This is a genomic window from Agarivorans sp. Toyoura001 (genome assembly GCF_005405585.1).
Taxonomy (GTDB): Bacteria; Pseudomonadota; Gammaproteobacteria; order Enterobacterales; family Celerinatantimonadaceae; genus Agarivorans.
This window is the reverse complement of record NZ_BJEQ01000013.1, coordinates 65,574-84,683: the sequence shown is the minus strand read 5'-3', so window position 1 is coordinate 84,683 and position 19,110 is coordinate 65,574. Positions and strand designations below refer to the sequence as shown.

The window sequence follows — 19,110 nt, the reverse complement described above, 5'->3', positions numbered from 1 at the left end:
ACGCCCTTTTTTGATGCCTAGAAAAAGCAAAATAGGGAGCTAATGCTCCCCATTTATTATTGTTGGCTTAGCGCTTACTCTTCGAATTCTTGGTCAGTTTTGCTTAGCAAGAATTGAGTGAGTAATGGCACTGGTCGCCCAGTTGCGCCTTTTTCACCGCCCGATTTCCAGGCCGTACCGGCGATATCTAAATGTGCCCAGTTGTACTTTTTAGTGAAACGCGACAAGAAACAAGCTGCGGTAATTGAGCCTGCCGTTTTGCCACCAATGTTAGCCATGTCAGCAAAATTGCTGTTTAGCTGCTCTTGGTACTCTTCGCCCAACGGTAAGCGCCAAGTTTTATCTCCACTTTGCTCTGCACAATTGAGTAAATCGTGAGCGAGCGGGTTATGTGGCGTCATTAAGCCGCTGGTATGGTGGCCAAGTGCTACTACACAAGCGCCGGTTAAGGTGGCTACGTCAATCACTAGTTCTGGCTCGTAACGCTCAACGTAGGTGAGCACGTCACATAACACCATACGCCCTTCGGCATCGGTATTTAATACTTCAACGGTGATACCTGACATGGTGGTAATTACATCGCCAGGGCGATACGCGTTGCCACCAGGCATGTTTTCACAGCCTGCTAAAATGCCAGTCACTTTAAGAGGTAGTTGTAATTCGGCTAAGGCTTTCATGGTGCCATATACGCCAGCAGCGCCGCCCATATCGTATTTCATTTCGTCCATGCCAGCGCCTGGCTTTAAAGAAATACCGCCTGAATCAAAGGTTAAGCCTTTACCTACTAATACGATAGGTTTTTGGTCTTCACAACCCGGTGCACAGTACTCAATCACGCTCATGATTGATTCATTGTCTGAACCTCGGCCTACCGCAAGGTAAGAATCCATTTTAAGCTCTGCCATTTCGGCTTCACCTAGGGTGCTTACTTTCACGTTGTCGTAGTTGCTTTGCAGCTCTTTAGCTTGGTCGGCTAAATAAGCAGGGTTACAAATATTCGGTGGCAGGTTGGCTAAGTCTTTAGCGTGTTTTACCCCTTGAGCCACTGCTAAACCATGTTGCACCGCGCTTTCGCCAATCGTTAATTCACGGCGAGTAGGTACATTGAACACAATTTTACGTAGCGGGCGACGGGTTTCTTCACGATTGCTTTTTAGCATGTCGAAGCTGTACAAACTTTCTTGAGTGGTTTCTACCGCTTGGCGAACCTTCCAATAAGTATTACGAGACTTAACGTGCAGCTCTGGCAAGAAGCAAACGGCTTCCATAGAGCCGGTTTCGTTTAGGGTATTAATGGTTTTGGTGATGATTTGGCGGTATTGGCGTTCATTTAACTCACGCTCTTTGCCGCAGCCTACCAATAATACACGTTCGCTAAGTACGTTTGGCACATGATGTAATAACAGTACTTGGCCAGCTTTACCTTCTAGATCGCCGCGGCGTAACAAGGCGCTAATGTAGCCATCGCTAATTTTATCTAGTTGCTCGGCAACAGGAGATAAACGACGTGGTTCGTACACACCAACAACTATACACGCACTACGTTGCTTCTCCGGGCTACCGCTTTTTACGCTAAACTCCATGAATACTCCTACAATCACCAAAACTGGGTTAAGATAGCTTGCCTGCTAAAACGGGTTGGCCGATTCTATCTGCTGTTTAAATAAATATGAGTTATACAGGCACATATTGCTATGTGAAACTGTAAAAAATAGAAAGTTTATCTGAATTTTTTGCTATTACCAGCAAAGTTCTATGTTTGAAGTGAATGACTGAGTGCTAATATTCCGTTACCTATTTAAAGAAACTGCAAAAACCCAACTCGCGGTGTTGGCAGTTTTAATGCTGATTTTCACCTCACAAAAGTTTGTTCGTGTACTGGGACAAGCTGCTGAAGGCAATGTAGCCGGTGAAATTATTGCAAAAGTCATGTTATTGAACATGCCTGCCTTTTTGATCCTTATCTTACCGATCAGCATGTTTATTGGTGTTTTAGTGGCTCATGGTCGTTTATACGCCGATAGTGAAATGGTGGTACTGCAAGCCTGTGGCTATAGTACTGCTCAATTGTTGCGCGACACCATGATTCTTGGATTAATCTCCACGTTAGCGGCGGGTTTCAATACTTTGTATTTAAGCCCCTATACCAATGAGTTAGAACAGCAGTTGTTTGACCAAATGGACGCCGAAGCGGGTATGTCGGTGTTAGTGCAAGGTCGCTTTGAATCTTTAGGCGGTGGGGTGGTCACCTTTGTAGAGCAAATTGAAAACAAAGGAAAACACCTAGAGAAAGTATTTGTAGCCCACACCCCACCCGAAGGTAGTGATACGCGGCCATCGGTAGTGATGGCGGAAGAAGGTGGAATTGAACGTCGTACCGACGGGTCTCAATGGATGGTGTTAAGTAACGGCAAACGTTACGAACAGGCACCAGAAGAACTAGACTTTAGTATTTTGCATTTCGAACGTTACCGCGTGTACCTACGCGAGCAAGAAGGCAACCAATCGCAGCGACGCTTATGGTCTTTACCTACTAATCAGCTAGTTGGCTCGCAAGAGCTTACCCATATTGCCGAGCTGCAATGGCGTATATCTCTGCCACTTACTATTCCTATTCTTACCTTTATGGTGGTGCCCTTAGCGGCGGTTAACCCAAGGCAGGGGCGTTATGCTAAGTTGTTGCCAGCCATACTATTGTATTTGAGTTACTACCTTTTACTCAGCGCCGCGCGCAGTGGTGTGGAAGACGGTAAATTAGCGTCCGAAATAGGGTTGTGGTCGGTGCATGCATTCATGTTGTTTATAGCGCTGTTCTACTTGTTTATTAGAAGTGAGTATTTCTTGAAAATACGCGGAAAGATTAAAGGAAAGGCCTGTGTTTCGGATTCTTGATTGGTATGTAGGCCGTACAATTATTATGTCTAGCTTGCTGGTGCTGGTTACCTTACAAAGCTTAAGCATGATAGTGAAGTTTGTAGAGCAAATGGGCAGTGTTGGTCAAGGTGATTACCAAATCACTGACGCACTATGGTATGTGCTACTGAGCGTACCGCGCGAGTTAGAAATTTTCTTTCCTATGGCGGCCTTGCTGGGCTCGTTAATCGGCTTAGGTTCTTTAGCTAGCACCAGTGAATTGGTGGTGATGCAAAGCGCTGGTTTATCTCGGTTTAATATCGCGGTAGCGGTACTTAAAACCGCCGTGCCAATGATGATAGTAATGATGTTGTTGGGCGAGTATGTTGCTCCCCAATCAGACATGGCGGCGAAAGAGCTGCGTTCAAGCAAAATGTCGGGCGGCGCAATGGTGGCCGTGCAGCGTGGTGTATGGGCCAAAGACGGCGAAAGCTTTGTAAACATTGGCGAAGTACAAGAAAACAAAGAGCTGTTCAATATTACTATTTATCGTTTTAACGACGATGCCGATTTGTACCAACAAGTTGAAGGCAATCAAGCTTACTACGATAAAAATCGTTGGCTTATTCGTGAAGCAAAAGTGATTGATTTTAGTGACAACGGCGTTACCGAGCAGCTTTACGAAGACTACCCGTGGAGCAGCACCTTAACCCCAGATAAATTGAGTGTGGTAACGGTTAAACCGCATGATCTATCCATTACTGGTATGTACTCTTACATTGCCTACCTAAAACAGAATCGACAAGATCCAGCGCGTTACGAATTAGCTCTCGCACGTAAATTAATGATGCCAATTCTCACCGGTATTATGATGTTGCTAGCGTTGTCATTTGTATTTGGGCCGCTGCGTAGCTCAAGCATGGGCGCTAAAATTATGCTGGGTGTGGTGGCAGGCTTTAGTTATTACATTCTGGATCAAGTGTTGGGGTCTATGAGTCTAGTGTACGGAGTTCATCCTTACATTAGTGCTGCAATACCTAGCGTATTGGTGCTAGGCATCGCTTTCTTCTTAATTAATCGAAGAACCTAAGCACTACTTTTTCGGAAGGACTACGACTTGGCATCTGCCCCAAATATCTTGAAATGCGGTATTGTCTTTAGTCACCAATACCATCAAGTTACCCGCGCCCAACGCCGAAGTAAATAAGCGGATCAGAGCTTGGGTGTAACTGATGTTAGAGCCATCTTTGTTTTGTACTCGTAACCGCCAAGCACGCATGCCTATGGTTTGCCCAAGATTGCACCAAAACCAAATGTAGAACAGAATAATGCTTCCCCAAATAAGGCCTTGGAACCATATCTGGCTTACTAGGTAGCTAGAATGTTCTACACCTTCATCAAGCACTAACCAGCCTAATGTGGTAGCTAAAGCTACCATAGCCAGCCCTAACATAGTGGCTACCATGCCAATAGCGATAGCCATTAGTGCGTCATAAATATAAGCAGCAAGGCGGCGAAAAAAGCCTGCGCTGGGCAGCGTAGCGGTAGATTGGTTTTCACTCATGATTAACGAACTCTGAAGAATTTTAAGTATGTTAGCAAAACTCACTGGGTAAGAAGTGAGTCTGTCAGTGATTTTCCTCGGTTTTAGTATACAAATTGCGAGTACGTGCAATTCTTAAACACTTAGTGAACTTAAAAACAAAAAGCGCTTGCCAATCTAAAAACGCAGCTTATAATGCCAATCACTCGCTGAGGCGAGCATAACAAATGCCAGAGTGATGAAATTGGTAGACATAGGGGATTCAAAATCCCCCGTTAGAAATAACGTGCCGGTTCAAGTCCGGCCTCTGGTACCAAATTAGAAAAAGCCGTCCTAGTGACGGCTTTTTTGTGCCTGTTTTTATCCACGAATATCTCGAGAAAGCCAACGTCACTTTGACGCCCCGGTCATTACGATATAAATTGACTCTGACCCCTTTTATTAAAGGCGGAGAAATCCTAGTTGCTAAAGTTGGTGGAAAACTCGCCACAAAGATACTCGATGATACCGTCGATACTGCGAGCTCAGTAGCCAAAATTGATAAGGATGATTTGAATACGTTTGAGGCACCAGTTTCAGGTAAGCCAAGCGGTGGAACTGTTGCCAAGGTTGAAGTCCCTTCTCCTTCTGATAGTCAAGTACCTGCAGGAGAATCGCTAGTAAAACGCGAATCTGGTGGGACTTTAATCATGCACGATAACTTTGATGGCCATGCTGTTCAGCTGCATGTAGGTAAAACGGAAGAACAGCTATTGAAACGATTTGATGAGACTCCACATATCAAAGGGTCAGGAACGTTCACTGACATGAGATCTGCCGACATTGCGGTTGGAGAAACATTGAACGTTAAGCAACAAGACATACAAGAGTGGTTAGTAGGGGACAAGGTGAAACTGGAGCTTAATCACAATGTCGGTCGAGATATTGGTATAGTCATTCCAAGGGGGGGGAATAACTCAAGCGCAGCGCAGAAAGTTACTGTTATACTTGTTCGTGATCCTTCTATGCCGCAAGGGTACTTAATTAAGACTGCACATCCGGAGCTATGATGAGCGACAAACTACTAAGATATTTTATGAGGACTTACTTTCATCAGGACTGGATGGAAGAGTTTACATCTGCAACAGATGTGGTAAGGGATTTTGCCCTTAACGAGAGCAAAGATACCGTGCGAGGACTTATTAGTGAAATAAATGTATTGTTGGCTTCAGAAACGATAAGCGAAAGGTACTTGATTGAAATTGGCGGAAATTACTCTCCTGAAGTAGACGGACTAAGCGCTAGCGAATGGTTAGAAGCTATATTAGCTCAAGTAGAAAAAAGCGAAATTTCACAAAATCAGGAACAATAAAAGTAATAAAAGGGGTCAGGAAATATAGGAAAATAAAAGGGGTCAGAGTCTGACGTAATAAAAGGGGTCAGAGTCACTTTATATTGCCTACACTGAGCTAAACATCTTGCTTTAGGTAATAGAATGGCGCGAAAACTTCGTGTTTCTTATCCCGGTGTGGCGGAGCACATCATTCAGCGTGGCAATAATCGCCAAGTTATTTTTGCTAACGACGAAGATATGCAAGCCTATGTTGCTTGGTTAAAGCAATATGCTAAGCAGTATCAAGTGGCTATTCATGCTTGGGTATTAATGACCAATCACGTCCATCTACTCTGCACACCTTCAACAGCAACGGGCATTTCAACAATGATGCAGTCGCTAGGGCGAATGTATGTGTTGTAATAAAAGGGGTCAGAGTCACTTTATATTGCCTACACTGAGCTAAACATCTTGCTTTAGGTAATAGAATGGCGCGAAAACTTCGTGTTTCTTATCCCGGTGTGGCGGAGCACCTCATTCAACGTGGCAATAATCGCCAAATTATTTTTGCTAACGACGAAGATATGCAAGCCTATGTTGCTTGGTTAAAGCAATATGCCAAGCAGTATCAAGTGGCTATTCATGCTTGGGTATTAATGACTAATCACGTCCATCTACTCTGCACACCTTCAACAGCAACGGGCATTTCAACAATGATGCAGTCGCTAGGGCGAATGTATGTGTTGTATTTTAATCGTCGCTACCAGCGCACTGGTACCTTGTGGGAGGGGCGTTTTAAGTCTTGCTTAATCGAGAGTGAAGCGTATTTCATGCAGGTAAGCAGATACATAGAGCTAAACCCTGTGCGGGCTAACATGGTTAGTGACCCTGCGGATTACTCGTGGTCTAGTTATCAGTGCAGTGCCTTAGGAAAACGTAGTAGCTTACTGAGTGAGCATCAGCTGTATGCTAGTTTAGGCGGCTCACCTATTGAGAGGCAAAGTGCTTACCGCGCTTTGTTTGCCAATCATATAGAAGGAAAGCTACTCAATGATATTCGTCAAGCTACGCATAAAGGCTTGGCATTAGGTAGTGAACAGTTTAAACAGGAAATAGAAACACTAACAGGTCTACGGGTAACAGAAGGTATTCGCGGTAGGCGAGAAGGGTGGCGAAAGCATGGCGATTAAGTTTAATAAATTGACTCTGACCCCTTTTATTTCTCCAGAGCTAGTAATTGACAGCATACCTTCTAACGGTGGTGAAGGTATTCGGCAGATAACAGTCATATTAGAGGACTAAATTATGGTACGTATTCTTGAAAGGAGTGGTAAGCAGAGAGAGTGTCCCAATTGCTCTTTTAGCTTGAAATACTCTTGGCTTAGTCGCTTAAATAGGGATTTGGTATCCCTGTATTCACTGGCAGGTGATGCGATTTTAGTAAGTGAGAGCTTAAGGGGACTATCTGATTGTTGTGAATCACCTGAGTTAACATTAGGCAGCGCAGTTTTGAGCTACCTAGAAAGCCGTGACTTAGAAGTCTCATACCAGTTTGCTTTACGTAATGAATTGAAATGCCCTAAATGCAACATAGCTCTGACTTCTCGCTCAGATGATAGCTACGAAAGTATCTTAAATAGTCGACCTGTATTTTTGAATGGAATGACTTTTATCAATGACAGTGGAATTTATGAAGTGAAAGTTATTGTTCAAGAATCGGAATTAGGAATTGAATCAACATAAAAGGAATAAAAGAGGTCAGAGTCACTTTATATTTTCTACACTAAAGTAAACATATTGCTTTAGGTGATGAAATGGCTCGGAAACTTCGTGTTTCCTAGCCCGGTGTGGTGGAGCACATCATTCAGCGCGATAATAATCGACAAGTTATTTTTGCCAATGACGAAGATATGCGAGCCTATGTTACTTGGTTAAAGTAAAATGGTCTTAGTTATCTAAACCTCATACCTCCTGCTTGGCTATGTTCTCCTCTTTTCTCGATTTATCTGTAGCTTAGCTATGCTCTATTAGGGCAAATTCTGTTTCATTGTTACTGATCGACAGTTAGAATAATCACGTTATAGTTTTTTTCTTTAGCGGATGAAATTTTAGTGATGCAAATGCACCCAGTGACGGCGACCTCTTCTGTTTCGCCTCAAGTCGCCGTAGTAGGTGGTGGAATTGCCGGCAGCGCAGCAGCCCTTAAGCTGGCTGAGCTTGGCGCCAAGGTTAGCCTGTTTGAAGCAGGGCACAGTTTAGTGAACGGGCCGCAAGCTTGTCATTTACATGCCGGTGGTAATCTGTATCGAGAAATCTCCGATGAACAATGTTTAAAGCTGCTTGAGCAATCTATTCATACCTAAATACCTAAATAAAAGGGGTCAGAGTCACTTTATATTGCCTACACTGAGCTAAACATCTTGCTTTAGGTAATAGAATGGCGCGAAAACTTCGTGTTTCTTATCCCGGTGTGGCGGAGCACATCATTCAACGTGGCAATTCAATGGCCAAGCTTGGCAAACGTGTATTGCTTGTCTTAAATCGTGCGCTCATCGACTCTAAGTAGCTATTCAAGCTCCAATATTTCGTTTTATCGCCACCCTCCCATAGCAGAATTACCTTAAAAGCATCTACTGACAAAACCTTGCTTTACCCTCCTGTTAACTACTGATATGGTTGTTATTTACGGCTGTTGCTTGAAGTCCTTGTTCACACTGGCATAAAGTAGTACTAGATAGCGTATACAGCGCACAAGTTATTCGCCTTGGTTAACAGGGCGAACGCTCTAGCAGGAGACTTGGATGACGGAACAAGAGTTGCTATCCCGTGTTAACGAATTGCCTAAAGTACCTAGTGTGGTGCAAGAGTTGGTTAACATGCTTAATGACCCCGATTGTGATTTTTCGATGTTGTCTAAGAAAATTGCCATGGACCAGGTGATTAGCGCCCGCGTATTGCGATTGTCTAACTCTGCACATTTTGGCCGAAGTCGTACTATTGCTTCGATTAACGAAGCGGTGATTCGTTTAGGCATTGCCCCGCTTAAAACCATGATTGTGGTGTCTTGGCTAACCAGTTCGTTTCCACGAGTGAACAATTTAGATATGCGTGAGTTTTGGAGCGATACCTTTGAAATCGCCAGCATTACCAGTGCTATTGCTGAAAAAGTACGCATAGACCCTAATGAAATGTTTACCGCCGGTATCTTGCATAATATTGGTGATTTAATGGTGTACAGCCTCGCCCCCGAGCTGGCGACTAAAATAGCGGAGAGAGAAGCTGAAGGCGAAGACCCTCAATCTGTACAACTAGAGGTGTTAGGCACTACTACGGCTAAACTGGGTGCCGAGTTGGCTCGCCTATGGAAGTTTGCTCCTCGCTTGGTCGACACCATTGAATTTCATGTCAATCCTGATGCAGCCAATATAGAACCTTTGCGGGCGTTGGTTTTGCACTTTGCTTGTCAGCTACATAAAGATTGGGACCAACTAGAAAGTAAAGCCGCAAAAATCGATTATTTTGCTAGCCATGCTAATTCTGGTGCTTTGGTATTGCCGTCGTCATTTTACGTTACCATTGACAAAATCCGCGGTCAGGGCCGAGAAATGGCCGAGCAAATGGCTGGCTAAGGCTAAAAGCGCTTATTCAGCCTGCTGTTCTATGGTTTAATAGGCGCGTTAACTAGCTAGTGGAACCTCTTGTGAGCTCATCAACCGAAAAACGCCTCAATAAATTTATCAGTGATTCTGGATTTTGTTCGCGTCGCGAAGCCGACAAATTGATTGAACAGCAGCGTGTCACCATTAATGGCAGTAAGCCAGAATTAGGCACTAAAGTGCAGCCAGGCGATAAAGTAGCGGTAGACGGTAAGTTGATTAAGGCCATTGCTAGCAATAAATCTGATCGCGTATACATTGCGTATAACAAGCCAATAGGTATTACCAGCACCACTGAATTGCATGTTAAAGGCAATATTATTGATGCCATTGGCCACAAGCAGCGCATTTTTCCCATTGGGCGTTTAGACAAACCTTCTGAGGGTTTGATTTTTCTTACCAGCGATGGCGACATTGTTAACAAAATCCTGCGCGCTGAAAATGCCCACGATAAAGAATATGTCGTTACCGTAGATAAACCCCTAAGCGAACGCTTTGTAGAGCGTATGTCGCGTGGTGTACCTATTTTAGATACGGTGACTAAACCCTGTAAGGTTAGGGTGAATAGCAAATTTGTATTCACTATTATTCTTACTCAAGGTTTGAATCGGCAAATTCGTCGCATGTGTGAACACCTAGGTTATGAAGTGACTAAGTTAAAACGCACGCGAATAATGAACGTGAATTTAGATAATTTACGCCCAGGGCAATGGCGTAACTTAACTGAAGCCGAGATGGCCGAGATTAATCAAGCGGTAACGCATTCTAGTAAAACTGCGCCTACCCAAACTACTGGGGCAGAAAAGCCTAAGCAAGGTTGTGGTAAGAAAACCGTATTTGTAAATAAAGCAGCGAGTAGCAACGCTAGGGATAAGTTTCAAAAAGCCCGCTCGCAACGCTCGGGAAAAGCGACCTTAAGCTTAAACAAGAAGCCGCGCTAACTATGGCTATCAGTGACCAAATAGAAGTAAGTAATGATAGATAAAAAAGCACATCATTATCTTCAAGAAATGGGGATAGATGTTTGGCTAACCAGAGAGGCACTGGTAGCTAAACCCTTGCAAGAGCTCCCGGCTTGGCCTTTGGTTGTGGTGATTAATGCTAAGGCTTTGCAGCAGCACCTCGACTTGTTTAAAGGCATTGTAGCCGCTATGAAGCTTGATTGGGCAGATATACACTGCACCAGCGCCGAGCACTTTCCAGAAGGTTATCAGGGCTGGGTATTGTGGGCTGAGCCCAGTGAGAATAACCCCCAACTACCACAGTTGCTGCGTTGTGACCCAGAGCAGCTTGCCAATAACAAACAAGCTAAACGAATACTATGGCAACAAATATGCAGCCAGATCTTAAACCAGAGTTAAGCCCTTTATCACTAATGGATGTGCCGCTGATGTTAGCCATAGAGCAACAAGCACATTCGCACCCCTGGAGCCGGGATTTGCTGGCCAGTAATTTTGGCGGCTTGTATCGCAATTTAGGGTTGTGGCAAGGGCAACGCTTGTTGGCTTATATTGTTTTGCGGGTGGTGGCTGGAGAAGCCGAGCTAATTAACATAGCTGTCGCACCAGAGTCTCAGGGGCAAGGCCTAGGAAAGCAGCTTATGCGGGCCATGTTTAACATGGCAGAGCAGCAACAGTGGCTGCACATACTGCTAGAGGTTCGTGCCAGCAACTATAGGGCTCAGCAGCTTTATAAACGCTTTGAATTTAGCGAGGTTGACCGGCGTAAAGCCTATTATCCTTGTCACGAGCAAGGGCGAGAAGACGCCCTCATCATGCAATGTATTTGCTAAACGTTACTAACAAATAAACCTTTACCAATGCCATTGGAAATGCAGGCCTTGGTAGTTACTGCCGCCTTTAATCCGCCCAAATAGTGAAGAGTTCTCAAAAATACCGGAACGGTGGTGAATATTGTAACCTAGCCACATGTTGTCTAATTCGGGTTTTCTAAATAAATTACCAAGGTTTACATCTAAAGAGAAATCTAAGTAATTAAGTAGCTTGCTGGGTTTATAGCCTTTGCCATCTTCGGCTAGGTCTACTTCTTCAATATAAGTGATGTTAGTCACGTAAGATAAACCCTCGGCCACGCCAAAGCGCCAGCGAATGGGCCAAGTAAAGGTGTAGTAGGCCTTAAACGCGATAACATATTCCAGAATAGGATCTTGAACTTCTGAGCTGTGGTGGTAAGCCAAGCCGGGTGTTAGGTATACATCAATCGGGTAGCCCAACAAGGTTTCACTGAGTAAGTGGCCATAAAATATTGAGCTGAGCTGGTTATTGTATTCGTCTTTTTCGGCCTTGAAGTGAATGATATCACCAAGGTTAGAAGAGGTTGCCCAAGCGTGAGATACCCGTAAATAGCCTTTTGGCCAATCCCCTGAAGTAGTTTGATATTGCTTGTTAAAGAAGCTTATTCCGATAAAGCTTTCAAACTGAAAGTTTTTATCAATAATATCGACTTTTTGCGTTTCGTGGCCTAAATACGTACCGCCTAAGCGGCCGACTAAAAAGAAGTCTCGCCATACTTGATAGCGCATATCTATACCGGCTTTAATATCTACGTCGGCTTTGGTTTCAAACAGTTCTAGGCCGTAATAACGGGTGTTATAGTCGCTGCTTTTGATATGAGCTGTAGCGTAGGGCGCGAAATACCAACGTTTGTAAAACTTTTGCCATGTGAGCTCTAAATTACCGTGTAGGTTACCCACATCATCACTTAGCAGCTCAGTGTTAAAGGAGTAATCGGGTTTAAAGCGCCATTGGCTGCGCAATCCGTAGTCTATGCCGTCACCACGGATTTGATTTTGATACTCAGAAGGAATATCAAAAAAGCGGTAGCGCCCCATAACAGCTACATCGAAATCATCGTCTTTCCAAAATTTATAACCGGCGGCTAGCCCGTCTAGGTAGACCCGTTCACCTTTATAAAAAAACAATGGCACCACATCAGAAACGCTGCTGGTCTCAGAGCGAAAGGGAATGCTGGCATTACGGAAGCCAAAGGCGATGCCCCAATCGTTATTTAGCGGGCCTTCTAACATGGCGCTGGCAGAACTGGTGAAGCTAGTAGATAACAGTGAAACGACAAATAAACTGAAGGTTATAAATTTAAGGGGGTGTTTCACTGTTTGAGTCGTCCATGCTGGCAGCTTTTCGTGCCAATATTGTCGCATGGGTCACAGATAAACGAAAGCTTGTCGGCGAAAGCGGCATAAAGTTTCCATTTTTTAAGGTGTCGCGGGCCACCCAGATTTGTGCCATTTCCAGTACTAAGTAGGTAGAAACAGGGTGTTCTTGATCGAACATAATAAACATAGAAGGGTAGGTGTTTAAGTTGAACTGATCAGCAAAGCGCTCGTGGTCTCGATCGGTATCTATGTTTACCTGCACTTTTACATATTCATTAAGAATACGTTTCAGCTCAGGATCATTTAGGTAGTCTTGCTCAAAGGCAATACAGCGCTGACAAGCTTGGCGGCGCAGGTATAAAAAGACTGGTTTATTGGTGAGTTTAGATTCTCGAATAGCTTGATGATAACCAGCAATATCAAACATCCAGCCATCTTTGGCGCTTACCCCACGGCCTTTCACATGGTAAATGAACATATAACTTAAGGCCGCACCGCCAATGGCGATTAGCACCATGGTGAAGAACGCTTTTTTGAACAACTCAAAACTCATTGCAGGCCTCTTGGGAAATTAACTAAGCATTTGTTTATACAAGCACTTAATTAGCTATCGGCTAGCTAATAGTAAGCTTTAGCGTAGTGGTAGATCAACGGCTGTGGTCATTGGGCGAATCGGAGAGTTTTAATAGTGTGAGGAAAGGGCAAAAAAAGCCCCGTAATAAACGGGGCTTTAAGGTTTAGAGCGACAGCTTATTTAACAAATTCCAAAATCGTTAACTGCTCACCAAGGTAGGCGGTATTGTTACCTGGAACTGGGTAAAGCTGAGAGCTACGCGAGCTGCCATCATCGTTATCAGCTAGGGCAATGTTCCAATCAATGGTGGTGCCGCCCAAGTCTTTAACAGGCAATTCAATGGCAAATTGCATGATGGTGCCATCGTCATTCCATTTAGCAACACGTTTTCCTGGGAAGCTATTTTTCTGGAAATCTTGGCCCACAATACTGCGGAACTGTACAAACTCTTCGCCAACTTTGATAAATATTTCAACGTTGTCTGTTTGCCAATCATCACCACTCGTTACTGTTACATTGTCTTGGCGATGAACCACTCCGTACAAAGTATTTCCAGAGTATGCTACGCGCCATGTGCCGTGAATAATGTCTTGGCTAGGTGGTGTTTGGTCATCTGGAGTGAGTTGGTTAAAGGCAAACGGGTAATGGTAAGCATTTGCCCACTGTGCCAGGCTAAACTCAGCGCTTGGGTCTAGGTCTTTTAGTGGCTCGGCTTTAAAGCTAACCACTTGGCCTTTTAGGCCTTCGCTAATTTCGCGGTTTTGCGCGGTAAAGAATACTTCACCAAAGTCGTGCCCTTGCCAACCATTGTTGGTGCCTGGTACTGGGTATAGTTGAGCATGACGCCCGGCATCTGCGCCAGCATCGTTGTCGGCTAAGGCAATATTGAAACCTAAGGTTGCGCCCGCTAGCTCGGTGGTTTGTTTAGGAGAAATAGAAAACTCCATCACTGTGCCATCTTCACTCCAGTAGTTTTTAATCTCTGCTTGGAAAGCGCTAGGGGCAAACTCTTCACCAACTAAAGCGCGAATTTGAGCAAACTCTTCACCAAAACCAAGGAATACTTCTACCGAATCATTTTCCCATACTTGAGCTTTATTGCTGGTCACGGTTTTATCGTCTTTGCGCTCAACACGACCATACAAAGTATTGTCTTTGTACAACATAGCAAAGCGGCCTGAAATATCAGACTCAGCGGGTAAGGTTAAGTCTTTTCCACCTAACTGGTTGTAAGCAAACGGGTAGAATACCGCGTTTTTCCATTTAGCGGCTTGACCATCTAGTTTGAGATGTTGTTCTGCTTCATTACTAATAAAGGCTTCAAAGCGACGACCTGTATCCGCTAGTGGGGCAGGCGGAGCCCAATCAAAGGTGCCTTTTGCTTTTTCTTCAAATACTTTGTTTACCGCCACATAAGCCGGTTTTTCTTTGTATTGTTTATCGAACAACAAGCCGTGATCAAAACCTTTGAACCAATGTGGTATCCAGCTGTATTTATCGCTAATACCCCAAGTGGTAAAGAAGTTAACGTTATCAAAATAAGCACTTAGTTTGGCTAAATCTTCATACATGTTAGCTTGCTGCTGCAATGAGCGATCACTTGCTTCACCTTGAATTCGAATATCAACTTCAGTGAAGTGGAACTCTAAACCGAGTTCGCTAATGCGTTCAATGTTGGCGGCAATATCAGCTACTCGTGGTGCTACGCCAACTACTAAGTGAGCCTGAGTACCAATGCCATGAATAGGCACCCCTTGTTCTTTTAGTTTTTTAACTAAACGGTAAGCAGCATTGGCTTTAGGGCTTTTACCCTCAGTTGAGTAATCGTTATAAACCAAAATCGCACCAGGATCGGCCTTATGGGCAAATTCAAAGGCTTTAGCAATATACTCTTCACCAATGGTGTTGTACCAAATAGTTTGGCGCCAACCACCATTGTCATCTAAGGCTTCGTTCACCACATCCCAGTATTGTACTTTGCCTTTGTAATGGCTCACTACTTCGGTAATGTGCTCTTCCATAATTTTCAGCATTTCTTGTTTGCTGAAATCGCCTTCATCTAACCAAGCGGGGTTTTGAATATGCCAAACTAGCGCATGACCACGTACCGTCATGTTATTTTCCTGGGCAAAGTCAATCAGCTGGTCGGCTTTGTCGAAGGTAAATTTACCGCGCTCTGGCTGTAGGTAACCCCATTTCATTTCGTTCTCTGGGGTGAGTTGGTTAAACTCGCGGGCCAGTGTTTCGGCAAATTGCTTGTCTTGAAGGTGGCGTGTTTCTAGCGCCGCACCAATAAATTGGTCTTGGTCTTTTACTACGTCACGCAATGGAGCAGCGTTTAGTTGTAACGCACAAAAAGCCGCTGCAACGGCAGCCACTTTGAAAAATCCGGTTTTAATTGCATGCTGGTGCATGGGTCATACTCCTTGAACGGTATTCAGCTTATTGGCTACCTTATCCTCCCTTTTATAAGGTGAGCACTGTGAAAGTTGATAATTGGATTGCGAAAACCCGCTATTGTGAACTGTCTCATGCTTGCATGAACGTTGATGAATCACTTAATAGAATGGAAAAAATAGAAGGCTAGAGGCAAGCATAAGCGTGTTGATGTTGAACCGTTTAATAGTAAGCCACAGAGGGATGTTAGTCGGCTTATTTTTGAAAGAGAGAACGCTGTGGGTGCTAGCGCTTATTCAGCAGGGGCTTCTGCGCTATCGTTAGTCGTTTCGTTGGCTTGTTGTTCTTCCATTGCCGCCCGTTCAGCTTTAGAAATATAACGCGGTTTATTGGTTTTCTGATTTTTGGCGTTGGCTTTCTTAGCTCTTTTTTTCAAAGTATCGTTTATTTTCTTTTTGCGGTTCACGTTGCTAGCTCATGGGAGTTGAATGCGACTAATAATAGCAAATTGTTCACTCAACATCTTTAGTTGCGGGACAAACCTCTAAAGATAGTCACTAGCGTCCCTGCCAGTAAGTGAAAGGCTAGAATTTAAGCCGCTTGGTCGAGCGCTTGTTGAGCTTGTGTCTGTAGCTGTTCAGCAAGATCAAAGGGCAACCTTAAGGCATAAGCCAAGCCATCTAAATGCGCTTGCTCAGCCGAGTTGTCTACGTTAATCGCAATACAAGATACCAAGTAAAGTTCAGATTTCTGCTCAATGCTGTCAACTCCATTGGCTAGTTCCTCAATGGTGATGGTTTGGCGCATCAATTGAAACAAGGTCGCTTTGGCTTCATCACTTAAGGCCATTTGCTCTACGGCTTCAAATATTCGCTGTTGTTCGGCATCGTCAATGTGGCCATCTGCCTTGGCGGCAGCGATCATTGCTTTAATCAGTGTTAACTGAAATTCGTCATTTAAGGTGGCAGAAGAGCTAAAGCTTTGTTGATTCACTTTTGACATTTGTGCACTGGTATCTGCGCTGTATTTACTGCCGCTTTGCTTTTTCCAATTGCTAAATGCACTGAAGGCCAAGCCTCCAAGTACCGCTGCGCCACCTACCGTGGCTGCTTTGCCGGCAAATTTACGGGCAGACTTATTGCTGACTAGCAAGGCCATTAGTCCGCCTGCGGCGGCTCCCCCTGCTAATCCTCCTGGAATGTTATTGCTGAGTGAACCCAGCACGCCCTGGCTTTGTGGAGCGTTTTGCTTGGCACTGTCGGAGCTACCCATAAATTGGTTAAGTAGATTTTGAATACTCATAATAATTCCTCATTGGCTGGGTTAATCGTCACCATTTAAAAAACCGAGAAGATGCAGCAGGCTGGTGAACAAGTTGAAAATAGCGACAAATAAAGACGTAGTGGCCATGATGTAGTTAGTTTCACCCCCGCGAATAATGTTACTGGTCTCATACAAAATTAAGCCCGACATTAGCAATACAAACATTGCCGATACACCCAATGACAAGGCCGGAATCGAGAACAATATCGCGCCCAATCCTGCAAGAAAGGCAACGATAATGCCCACCATTAAAAAGCCTCCCATAAAGCTAAAGTCTTTTTTACTGGTGATGGCGTACACCGATAGTGAGATAAATATCACTGCGGTGGCCACCATGGCTTGAGTCACTACCATGCCGCCGTTAGGTAAGCTTAAATAGGCAGTTAATATGGGGCCAAGGGTTAAGCCCATAAAACCGGTTAAGGCAAAAACACTCACTAGCCCCCAGCCACTATTGCGCAACTTTACGGTGGCGAACAGCAATCCAAAGTAACCAACTAAGGTTAGAATAATCCCCGGATGTGGCAGGTTTAAGGCCATAGATACCCCTGCACTTGCGCCACTGAATAACAGTGTCATTGACAGCAGTGCATAGGTATTGCGAATCACTTTATTGCTGGCATAAACCGACTCTTTAGCGAGCTGGTTTGGCTGCGAAGGGGAATTGGAGATCATATATTTACTCCTTGATGGGCTGCTGAGTGTCGGGAAGGTCGAGCTGCTGTTGTGGATCAAAATAAGCGTATTCCTCATTTAGAAATTCATCATCTAGTGGATCGACCTCGTCATCATGCAAGTTATGGTTTTTATCCTGTAAGCCATAATAATCTTCAACACTGATGTGTGGCGCACGTAAGGCTTTGTTACGCATGCGGGCGACTTTACGCGTAACAGAGCGGCTAGCTCGACTCGCTGCTCGGTCTATTGCGACATAAAGCTGAGCTTGAATATCTTCAATCACCACATCGGCTTGGCCGGCAAGTTTAACTAATATTTGGCAGCGTTTACCGGCACTACCTTTGGTGTCTTTGCTATCGGAAAGCCTTACCGCAATGCGCATGATATTGTCGTATTGGGTACCTAAGGCGAAGTTAATACGGCGGCGAATGTAATCTTGTAAAGACTCTCCTAACGGAAAGTGTTGTGAGTGCATATCAATTTTCATGGTGCCCGGCATAGTTTGCTCCTGGATCCCTAAGGATGATTTGAATCACGAAGCTTTACCTTAATGGTCTTTAATACTTAGGTATACTCGAATATACTTTGTTAATTGCTCGTAAAATTCGAAGTGTTTACTGATGATTAACTACAAACATCTGCATTACTTTTGGGTAGCTGCCAAGCAAGGTGGAATTGCTCGAGCCAGTGAGTTACTGCACATCACTCCGCAAACCATTAGTGGCCAAATTAGTTTACTAGAGCAGCACTTTGGTGATGACTTGTTTGTAAAAGTAGGGCGAAATTTAGAACTCACCGAGACAGGCCGATTGGCGCTGAGTTATGCCGATGAGATCTTCTCATTGGGCGATGAATTAGAAGACGCTTTACGCAATGGGCCCACCGAGCGCCCGCAAATACTTAAAGTAGGCATTGCTGAAGTGGTACCTAAAACTATCGCTTATCGCCTGCTTGCCCCGGCATTAAATCTTTCTGATGATGTACGTATGGTGTGCAAAGAAAATACCTTAGAAAGCCTACTCGCCGAGTTAGCTTTGAACCGATTAGATTTGGTATTGGCCGACGGCCCTGTGCCTCCGGGTTTAGGTGTGCGCGGCTTTAATCATCCTTTGGGTGAAAGTGGTATTAGTTTTTTGGCGGTGCCTGAATTGGCCAAACGCTTAACTGCCGATTTCCCTGCAAGTTTAGATGGCGCACCATTGCTGATCCCAAGTGAAATAAACTTAATGCATGTTCGTTTATTGCAGTGGTTTGATAAACAAAATATTCACCCCAAAATTGTTGGTGAGTTTGATGACAGCGCGTTGATGAAAGCCTTTGGACAAGCAGGCACCGGGGTATTTACCGTACCTACCGCAATTGCCGATGAAGTGGTCAATCAATACAAAGTAGAGGTTATTGGCTGTACTGACGCTGTGCGAGAGCAGTTTTTTGCCATATCTGCCGAACGGCGTGTCAGTAACCCTGCTGTCGTCGCCATTACCGAACAAGCTCGTGAGTGGTTAAAGTAAGCAGTGTAGGGGTTATCTAAGAGGGTTTGTTTGCTTTGTAAACACTTGGCGAATTAGGGCTGGGTTAGGTATCACTTTTAGTAGTTAACACCACTTTTAAAGTAAGTTTATAGATTACACTTGGGCTAAC

General features: G+C 44.4%; 21 protein-coding genes, 1 tRNA gene and 1 pseudogene. 14 read left to right on the top strand and 9 right to left on the bottom strand.

Annotated elements, in window-relative coordinates:
- Nucleotides 1–74: 74 nt before the first annotated feature.
- A complete protein-coding gene (pepA, locus tag FFR00_RS15155; RefSeq protein WP_137674261.1) occupies nucleotides 75–1,583 on the bottom strand; it encodes a leucyl aminopeptidase in 1,509 nt (502 codons plus the stop codon).
- 193 nt (nucleotides 1,584–1,776) lie between these two features.
- Here pepA and lptF point away from each other — a divergent pair, with 193 nt between their 5' ends.
- The gene (gene lptF / locus FFR00_RS15150) at nucleotides 1,777–2,892 is read left to right on the top strand and encodes an LPS export ABC transporter permease LptF (RefSeq protein ID WP_137674260.1); all 1,116 of its coding nucleotides are present in this window, start codon (nucleotides 1,777–1,779) and stop codon (nucleotides 2,890–2,892) included.
- The gene (gene lptG, locus FFR00_RS15145) at nucleotides 2,876–3,943 is read left to right on the top strand and encodes an LPS export ABC transporter permease LptG (RefSeq protein WP_137674259.1); all 1,068 of its coding nucleotides are present in this window, start codon (nucleotides 2,876–2,878) and stop codon (nucleotides 3,941–3,943) included. Before lptF ends, lptG begins: the two co-directional genes overlap by 17 nt.
- Nucleotides 3,944–3,946: 3 nt before the next feature.
- On the opposite strand, the gene FFR00_RS15140 is transcribed toward lptG, so the two are convergent.
- Nucleotides 3,947–4,417 (bottom strand): RDD family protein, encoded by a 471-nt coding sequence (locus FFR00_RS15140; RefSeq protein WP_137674258.1) that lies wholly within the window; start codon nucleotides 4,415–4,417, stop codon nucleotides 3,947–3,949.
- A 208-nt stretch (nucleotides 4,418–4,625) separates the two neighbouring features.
- On the opposite strand from FFR00_RS15140, the gene FFR00_RS15135 reads away from it, so the two are divergent.
- The 11 genes and pseudogenes from FFR00_RS15135 to rimI all read left to right on the top strand — a co-directional run bounded on the left by FFR00_RS15135 (nucleotide 4,626) and on the right by rimI (nucleotide 11,156).
- A tRNA-Leu gene (locus tag FFR00_RS15135) sits at nucleotides 4,626–4,712 on the top strand.
- A 34-nt stretch (nucleotides 4,713–4,746) separates the two neighbouring features.
- Nucleotides 4,747–5,445, top strand: a complete 699-nt coding sequence (locus FFR00_RS15130; protein WP_137674257.1) for an RNase A-like domain-containing protein — start codon at nucleotides 4,747–4,749, stop codon at nucleotides 5,443–5,445.
- A complete protein-coding gene (locus FFR00_RS15125; RefSeq protein WP_306766889.1) occupies nucleotides 5,442–5,747 on the top strand; it encodes a contact-dependent growth inhibition system immunity protein in 306 nt (101 codons plus the stop codon). The genes FFR00_RS15130 and FFR00_RS15125 overlap by 4 nt, the downstream gene beginning before the upstream one ends.
- Nucleotides 5,748–5,870: 123 nt before the next feature.
- The gene (locus FFR00_RS15120) at nucleotides 5,871–6,131 is read left to right on the top strand and encodes a transposase (protein WP_235836242.1); all 261 of its coding nucleotides are present in this window, start codon (nucleotides 5,871–5,873) and stop codon (nucleotides 6,129–6,131) included.
- A gap of 65 nt (nucleotides 6,132–6,196) precedes the next feature.
- Nucleotides 6,197–6,898, top strand: a complete 702-nt coding sequence (locus FFR00_RS15115) for a transposase (RefSeq protein WP_137674255.1) — start codon at nucleotides 6,197–6,199, stop codon at nucleotides 6,896–6,898.
- 115 nt (nucleotides 6,899–7,013) lie between these two features.
- The gene (locus FFR00_RS15110; RefSeq protein ID WP_137674254.1) at nucleotides 7,014–7,451 is read left to right on the top strand and encodes a hypothetical protein; all 438 of its coding nucleotides are present in this window, start codon (nucleotides 7,014–7,016) and stop codon (nucleotides 7,449–7,451) included.
- A 371-nt stretch (nucleotides 7,452–7,822) separates the two neighbouring features.
- Nucleotides 7,823–8,068 (top strand): annotated as a pseudogene (locus FFR00_RS15100) (FAD-dependent oxidoreductase); the annotation flags it as partial.
- Nucleotides 8,069–8,509: 441 nt separating this feature from the next.
- On the top strand, nucleotides 8,510–9,337 hold the full coding sequence (locus FFR00_RS15095) for an HDOD domain-containing protein (protein ID WP_137674253.1): 828 nt from the start codon (nucleotides 8,510–8,512) through the stop codon (nucleotides 9,335–9,337).
- Nucleotides 9,338–9,408: 71 nt separating this feature from the next.
- Nucleotides 9,409–10,305: a 23S rRNA pseudouridine(2604) synthase RluF gene (gene rluF / locus FFR00_RS15090; RefSeq protein ID WP_137674252.1), complete on the top strand. Its 897-nt coding sequence runs from the start codon at nucleotides 9,409–9,411 to the stop codon at nucleotides 10,303–10,305.
- Between the two features lie 33 nt (nucleotides 10,306–10,338).
- Nucleotides 10,339–10,725 (top strand): DNA polymerase III subunit psi, encoded by a 387-nt coding sequence (locus FFR00_RS15085; protein WP_137674251.1) that lies wholly within the window; start codon nucleotides 10,339–10,341, stop codon nucleotides 10,723–10,725.
- The gene (rimI, locus tag FFR00_RS15080) at nucleotides 10,698–11,156 is read left to right on the top strand and encodes a ribosomal protein S18-alanine N-acetyltransferase (protein WP_137674250.1); all 459 of its coding nucleotides are present in this window, start codon (nucleotides 10,698–10,700) and stop codon (nucleotides 11,154–11,156) included. Before FFR00_RS15085 ends, rimI begins: the two co-directional genes overlap by 28 nt.
- A gap of 21 nt (nucleotides 11,157–11,177) precedes the next feature.
- Here rimI and FFR00_RS15075 read toward each other — a convergent pair whose 3' ends face one another.
- The 7 genes from FFR00_RS15075 to FFR00_RS15045 form a co-directional block, all read right to left on the bottom strand.
- Nucleotides 11,178–12,494: a MipA/OmpV family protein gene (locus FFR00_RS15075; protein ID WP_161985182.1), complete on the bottom strand. Its 1,317-nt coding sequence runs from the start codon at nucleotides 12,492–12,494 to the stop codon at nucleotides 11,178–11,180.
- Nucleotides 12,478–13,050, bottom strand: coding sequence for a thioredoxin family protein (locus tag FFR00_RS15070; protein ID WP_137674248.1), 573 nt, complete (start codon nucleotides 13,048–13,050; stop codon nucleotides 12,478–12,480). Before FFR00_RS15070 ends, FFR00_RS15075 begins: the two co-directional genes overlap by 17 nt.
- 197 nt (nucleotides 13,051–13,247) lie before the next feature.
- Nucleotides 13,248–15,485 carry an endo-1,4-beta-xylanase gene (locus tag FFR00_RS15065; RefSeq protein ID WP_137674247.1) on the bottom strand — a complete coding sequence of 746 codons (2,238 nt, stop codon included), beginning with the start codon at nucleotides 15,483–15,485 and terminating at the stop codon, nucleotides 13,248–13,250.
- Between the two features lie 275 nt (nucleotides 15,486–15,760).
- Nucleotides 15,761–15,934 (bottom strand): DUF2986 domain-containing protein, encoded by a 174-nt coding sequence (locus FFR00_RS15060; RefSeq protein WP_137674246.1) that lies wholly within the window; start codon nucleotides 15,932–15,934, stop codon nucleotides 15,761–15,763.
- A gap of 125 nt (nucleotides 15,935–16,059) precedes the next feature.
- Nucleotides 16,060–16,770, bottom strand: a complete 711-nt coding sequence (locus FFR00_RS15055) for a tellurite resistance TerB family protein (RefSeq protein ID WP_137674245.1) — start codon at nucleotides 16,768–16,770, stop codon at nucleotides 16,060–16,062.
- A 21-nt stretch (nucleotides 16,771–16,791) separates the two neighbouring features.
- A complete protein-coding gene (locus FFR00_RS15050) occupies nucleotides 16,792–17,466 on the bottom strand; it encodes a Bax inhibitor-1/YccA family protein (RefSeq protein WP_137674244.1) in 675 nt (224 codons plus the stop codon).
- 4 nt (nucleotides 17,467–17,470) lie between these two features.
- Nucleotides 17,471–17,968 carry an HPF/RaiA family ribosome-associated protein gene (locus FFR00_RS15045; RefSeq protein WP_137674243.1) on the bottom strand — a complete coding sequence of 166 codons (498 nt, stop codon included), beginning with the start codon at nucleotides 17,966–17,968 and terminating at the stop codon, nucleotides 17,471–17,473.
- 121 nt (nucleotides 17,969–18,089) lie between these two features.
- On the opposite strand from FFR00_RS15045, the gene nhaR reads away from it, so the two are divergent.
- Nucleotides 18,090–18,980: a transcriptional activator NhaR gene (gene nhaR, locus FFR00_RS15040; RefSeq protein WP_137674242.1), complete on the top strand. Its 891-nt coding sequence runs from the start codon at nucleotides 18,090–18,092 to the stop codon at nucleotides 18,978–18,980.
- The last annotated feature ends 130 nt before the right edge of the window (nucleotides 18,981–19,110 follow it).

Coding starts and splice junctions, on each gene's coding strand:
- pepA (WP_137674261.1), bottom strand. CDS start 1,583: ATGGAGTTTAGCGTAAAAAGCGGTAGCCCGGAGAAGCAACGTAGTGCG.
- FFR00_RS15055 (WP_137674245.1), bottom strand. CDS start 16,770: ATGAGTATTCAAAATCTACTTAACCAATTTATGGGTAGCTCCGACAGT.
- FFR00_RS15115 (WP_137674255.1), top strand. CDS start 6,197: ATGGCGCGAAAACTTCGTGTTTCTTATCCCGGTGTGGCGGAGCACCTC.
- FFR00_RS15125 (WP_306766889.1), top strand. CDS start 5,442: ATGATGAGCGACAAACTACTAAGATATTTTATGAGGACTTACTTTCAT.
- FFR00_RS15140 (WP_137674258.1), bottom strand. CDS start 4,417: ATGAGTGAAAACCAATCTACCGCTACGCTGCCCAGCGCAGGCTTTTTT.
- FFR00_RS15070 (WP_137674248.1), bottom strand. CDS start 13,050: ATGAGTTTTGAGTTGTTCAAAAAAGCGTTCTTCACCATGGTGCTAATC.
- nhaR (WP_137674242.1), top strand. CDS start 18,090: ATGATTAACTACAAACATCTGCATTACTTTTGGGTAGCTGCCAAGCAA.
- FFR00_RS15120 (WP_235836242.1), top strand. CDS start 5,871: ATGGCGCGAAAACTTCGTGTTTCTTATCCCGGTGTGGCGGAGCACATC.
- FFR00_RS15095 (WP_137674253.1), top strand. CDS start 8,510: ATGACGGAACAAGAGTTGCTATCCCGTGTTAACGAATTGCCTAAAGTA.
- rimI (WP_137674250.1), top strand. CDS start 10,698: ATGCAGCCAGATCTTAAACCAGAGTTAAGCCCTTTATCACTAATGGAT.
- FFR00_RS15085 (WP_137674251.1), top strand. CDS start 10,339: ATGATAGATAAAAAAGCACATCATTATCTTCAAGAAATGGGGATAGAT.
- FFR00_RS15110 (WP_137674254.1), top strand. CDS start 7,014: ATGGTACGTATTCTTGAAAGGAGTGGTAAGCAGAGAGAGTGTCCCAAT.
- FFR00_RS15050 (WP_137674244.1), bottom strand. CDS start 17,466: ATGATCTCCAATTCCCCTTCGCAGCCAAACCAGCTCGCTAAAGAGTCG.
- FFR00_RS15065 (WP_137674247.1), bottom strand. CDS start 15,485: ATGCACCAGCATGCAATTAAAACCGGATTTTTCAAAGTGGCTGCCGTT.
- FFR00_RS15045 (WP_137674243.1), bottom strand. CDS start 17,968: ATGCCGGGCACCATGAAAATTGATATGCACTCACAACACTTTCCGTTA.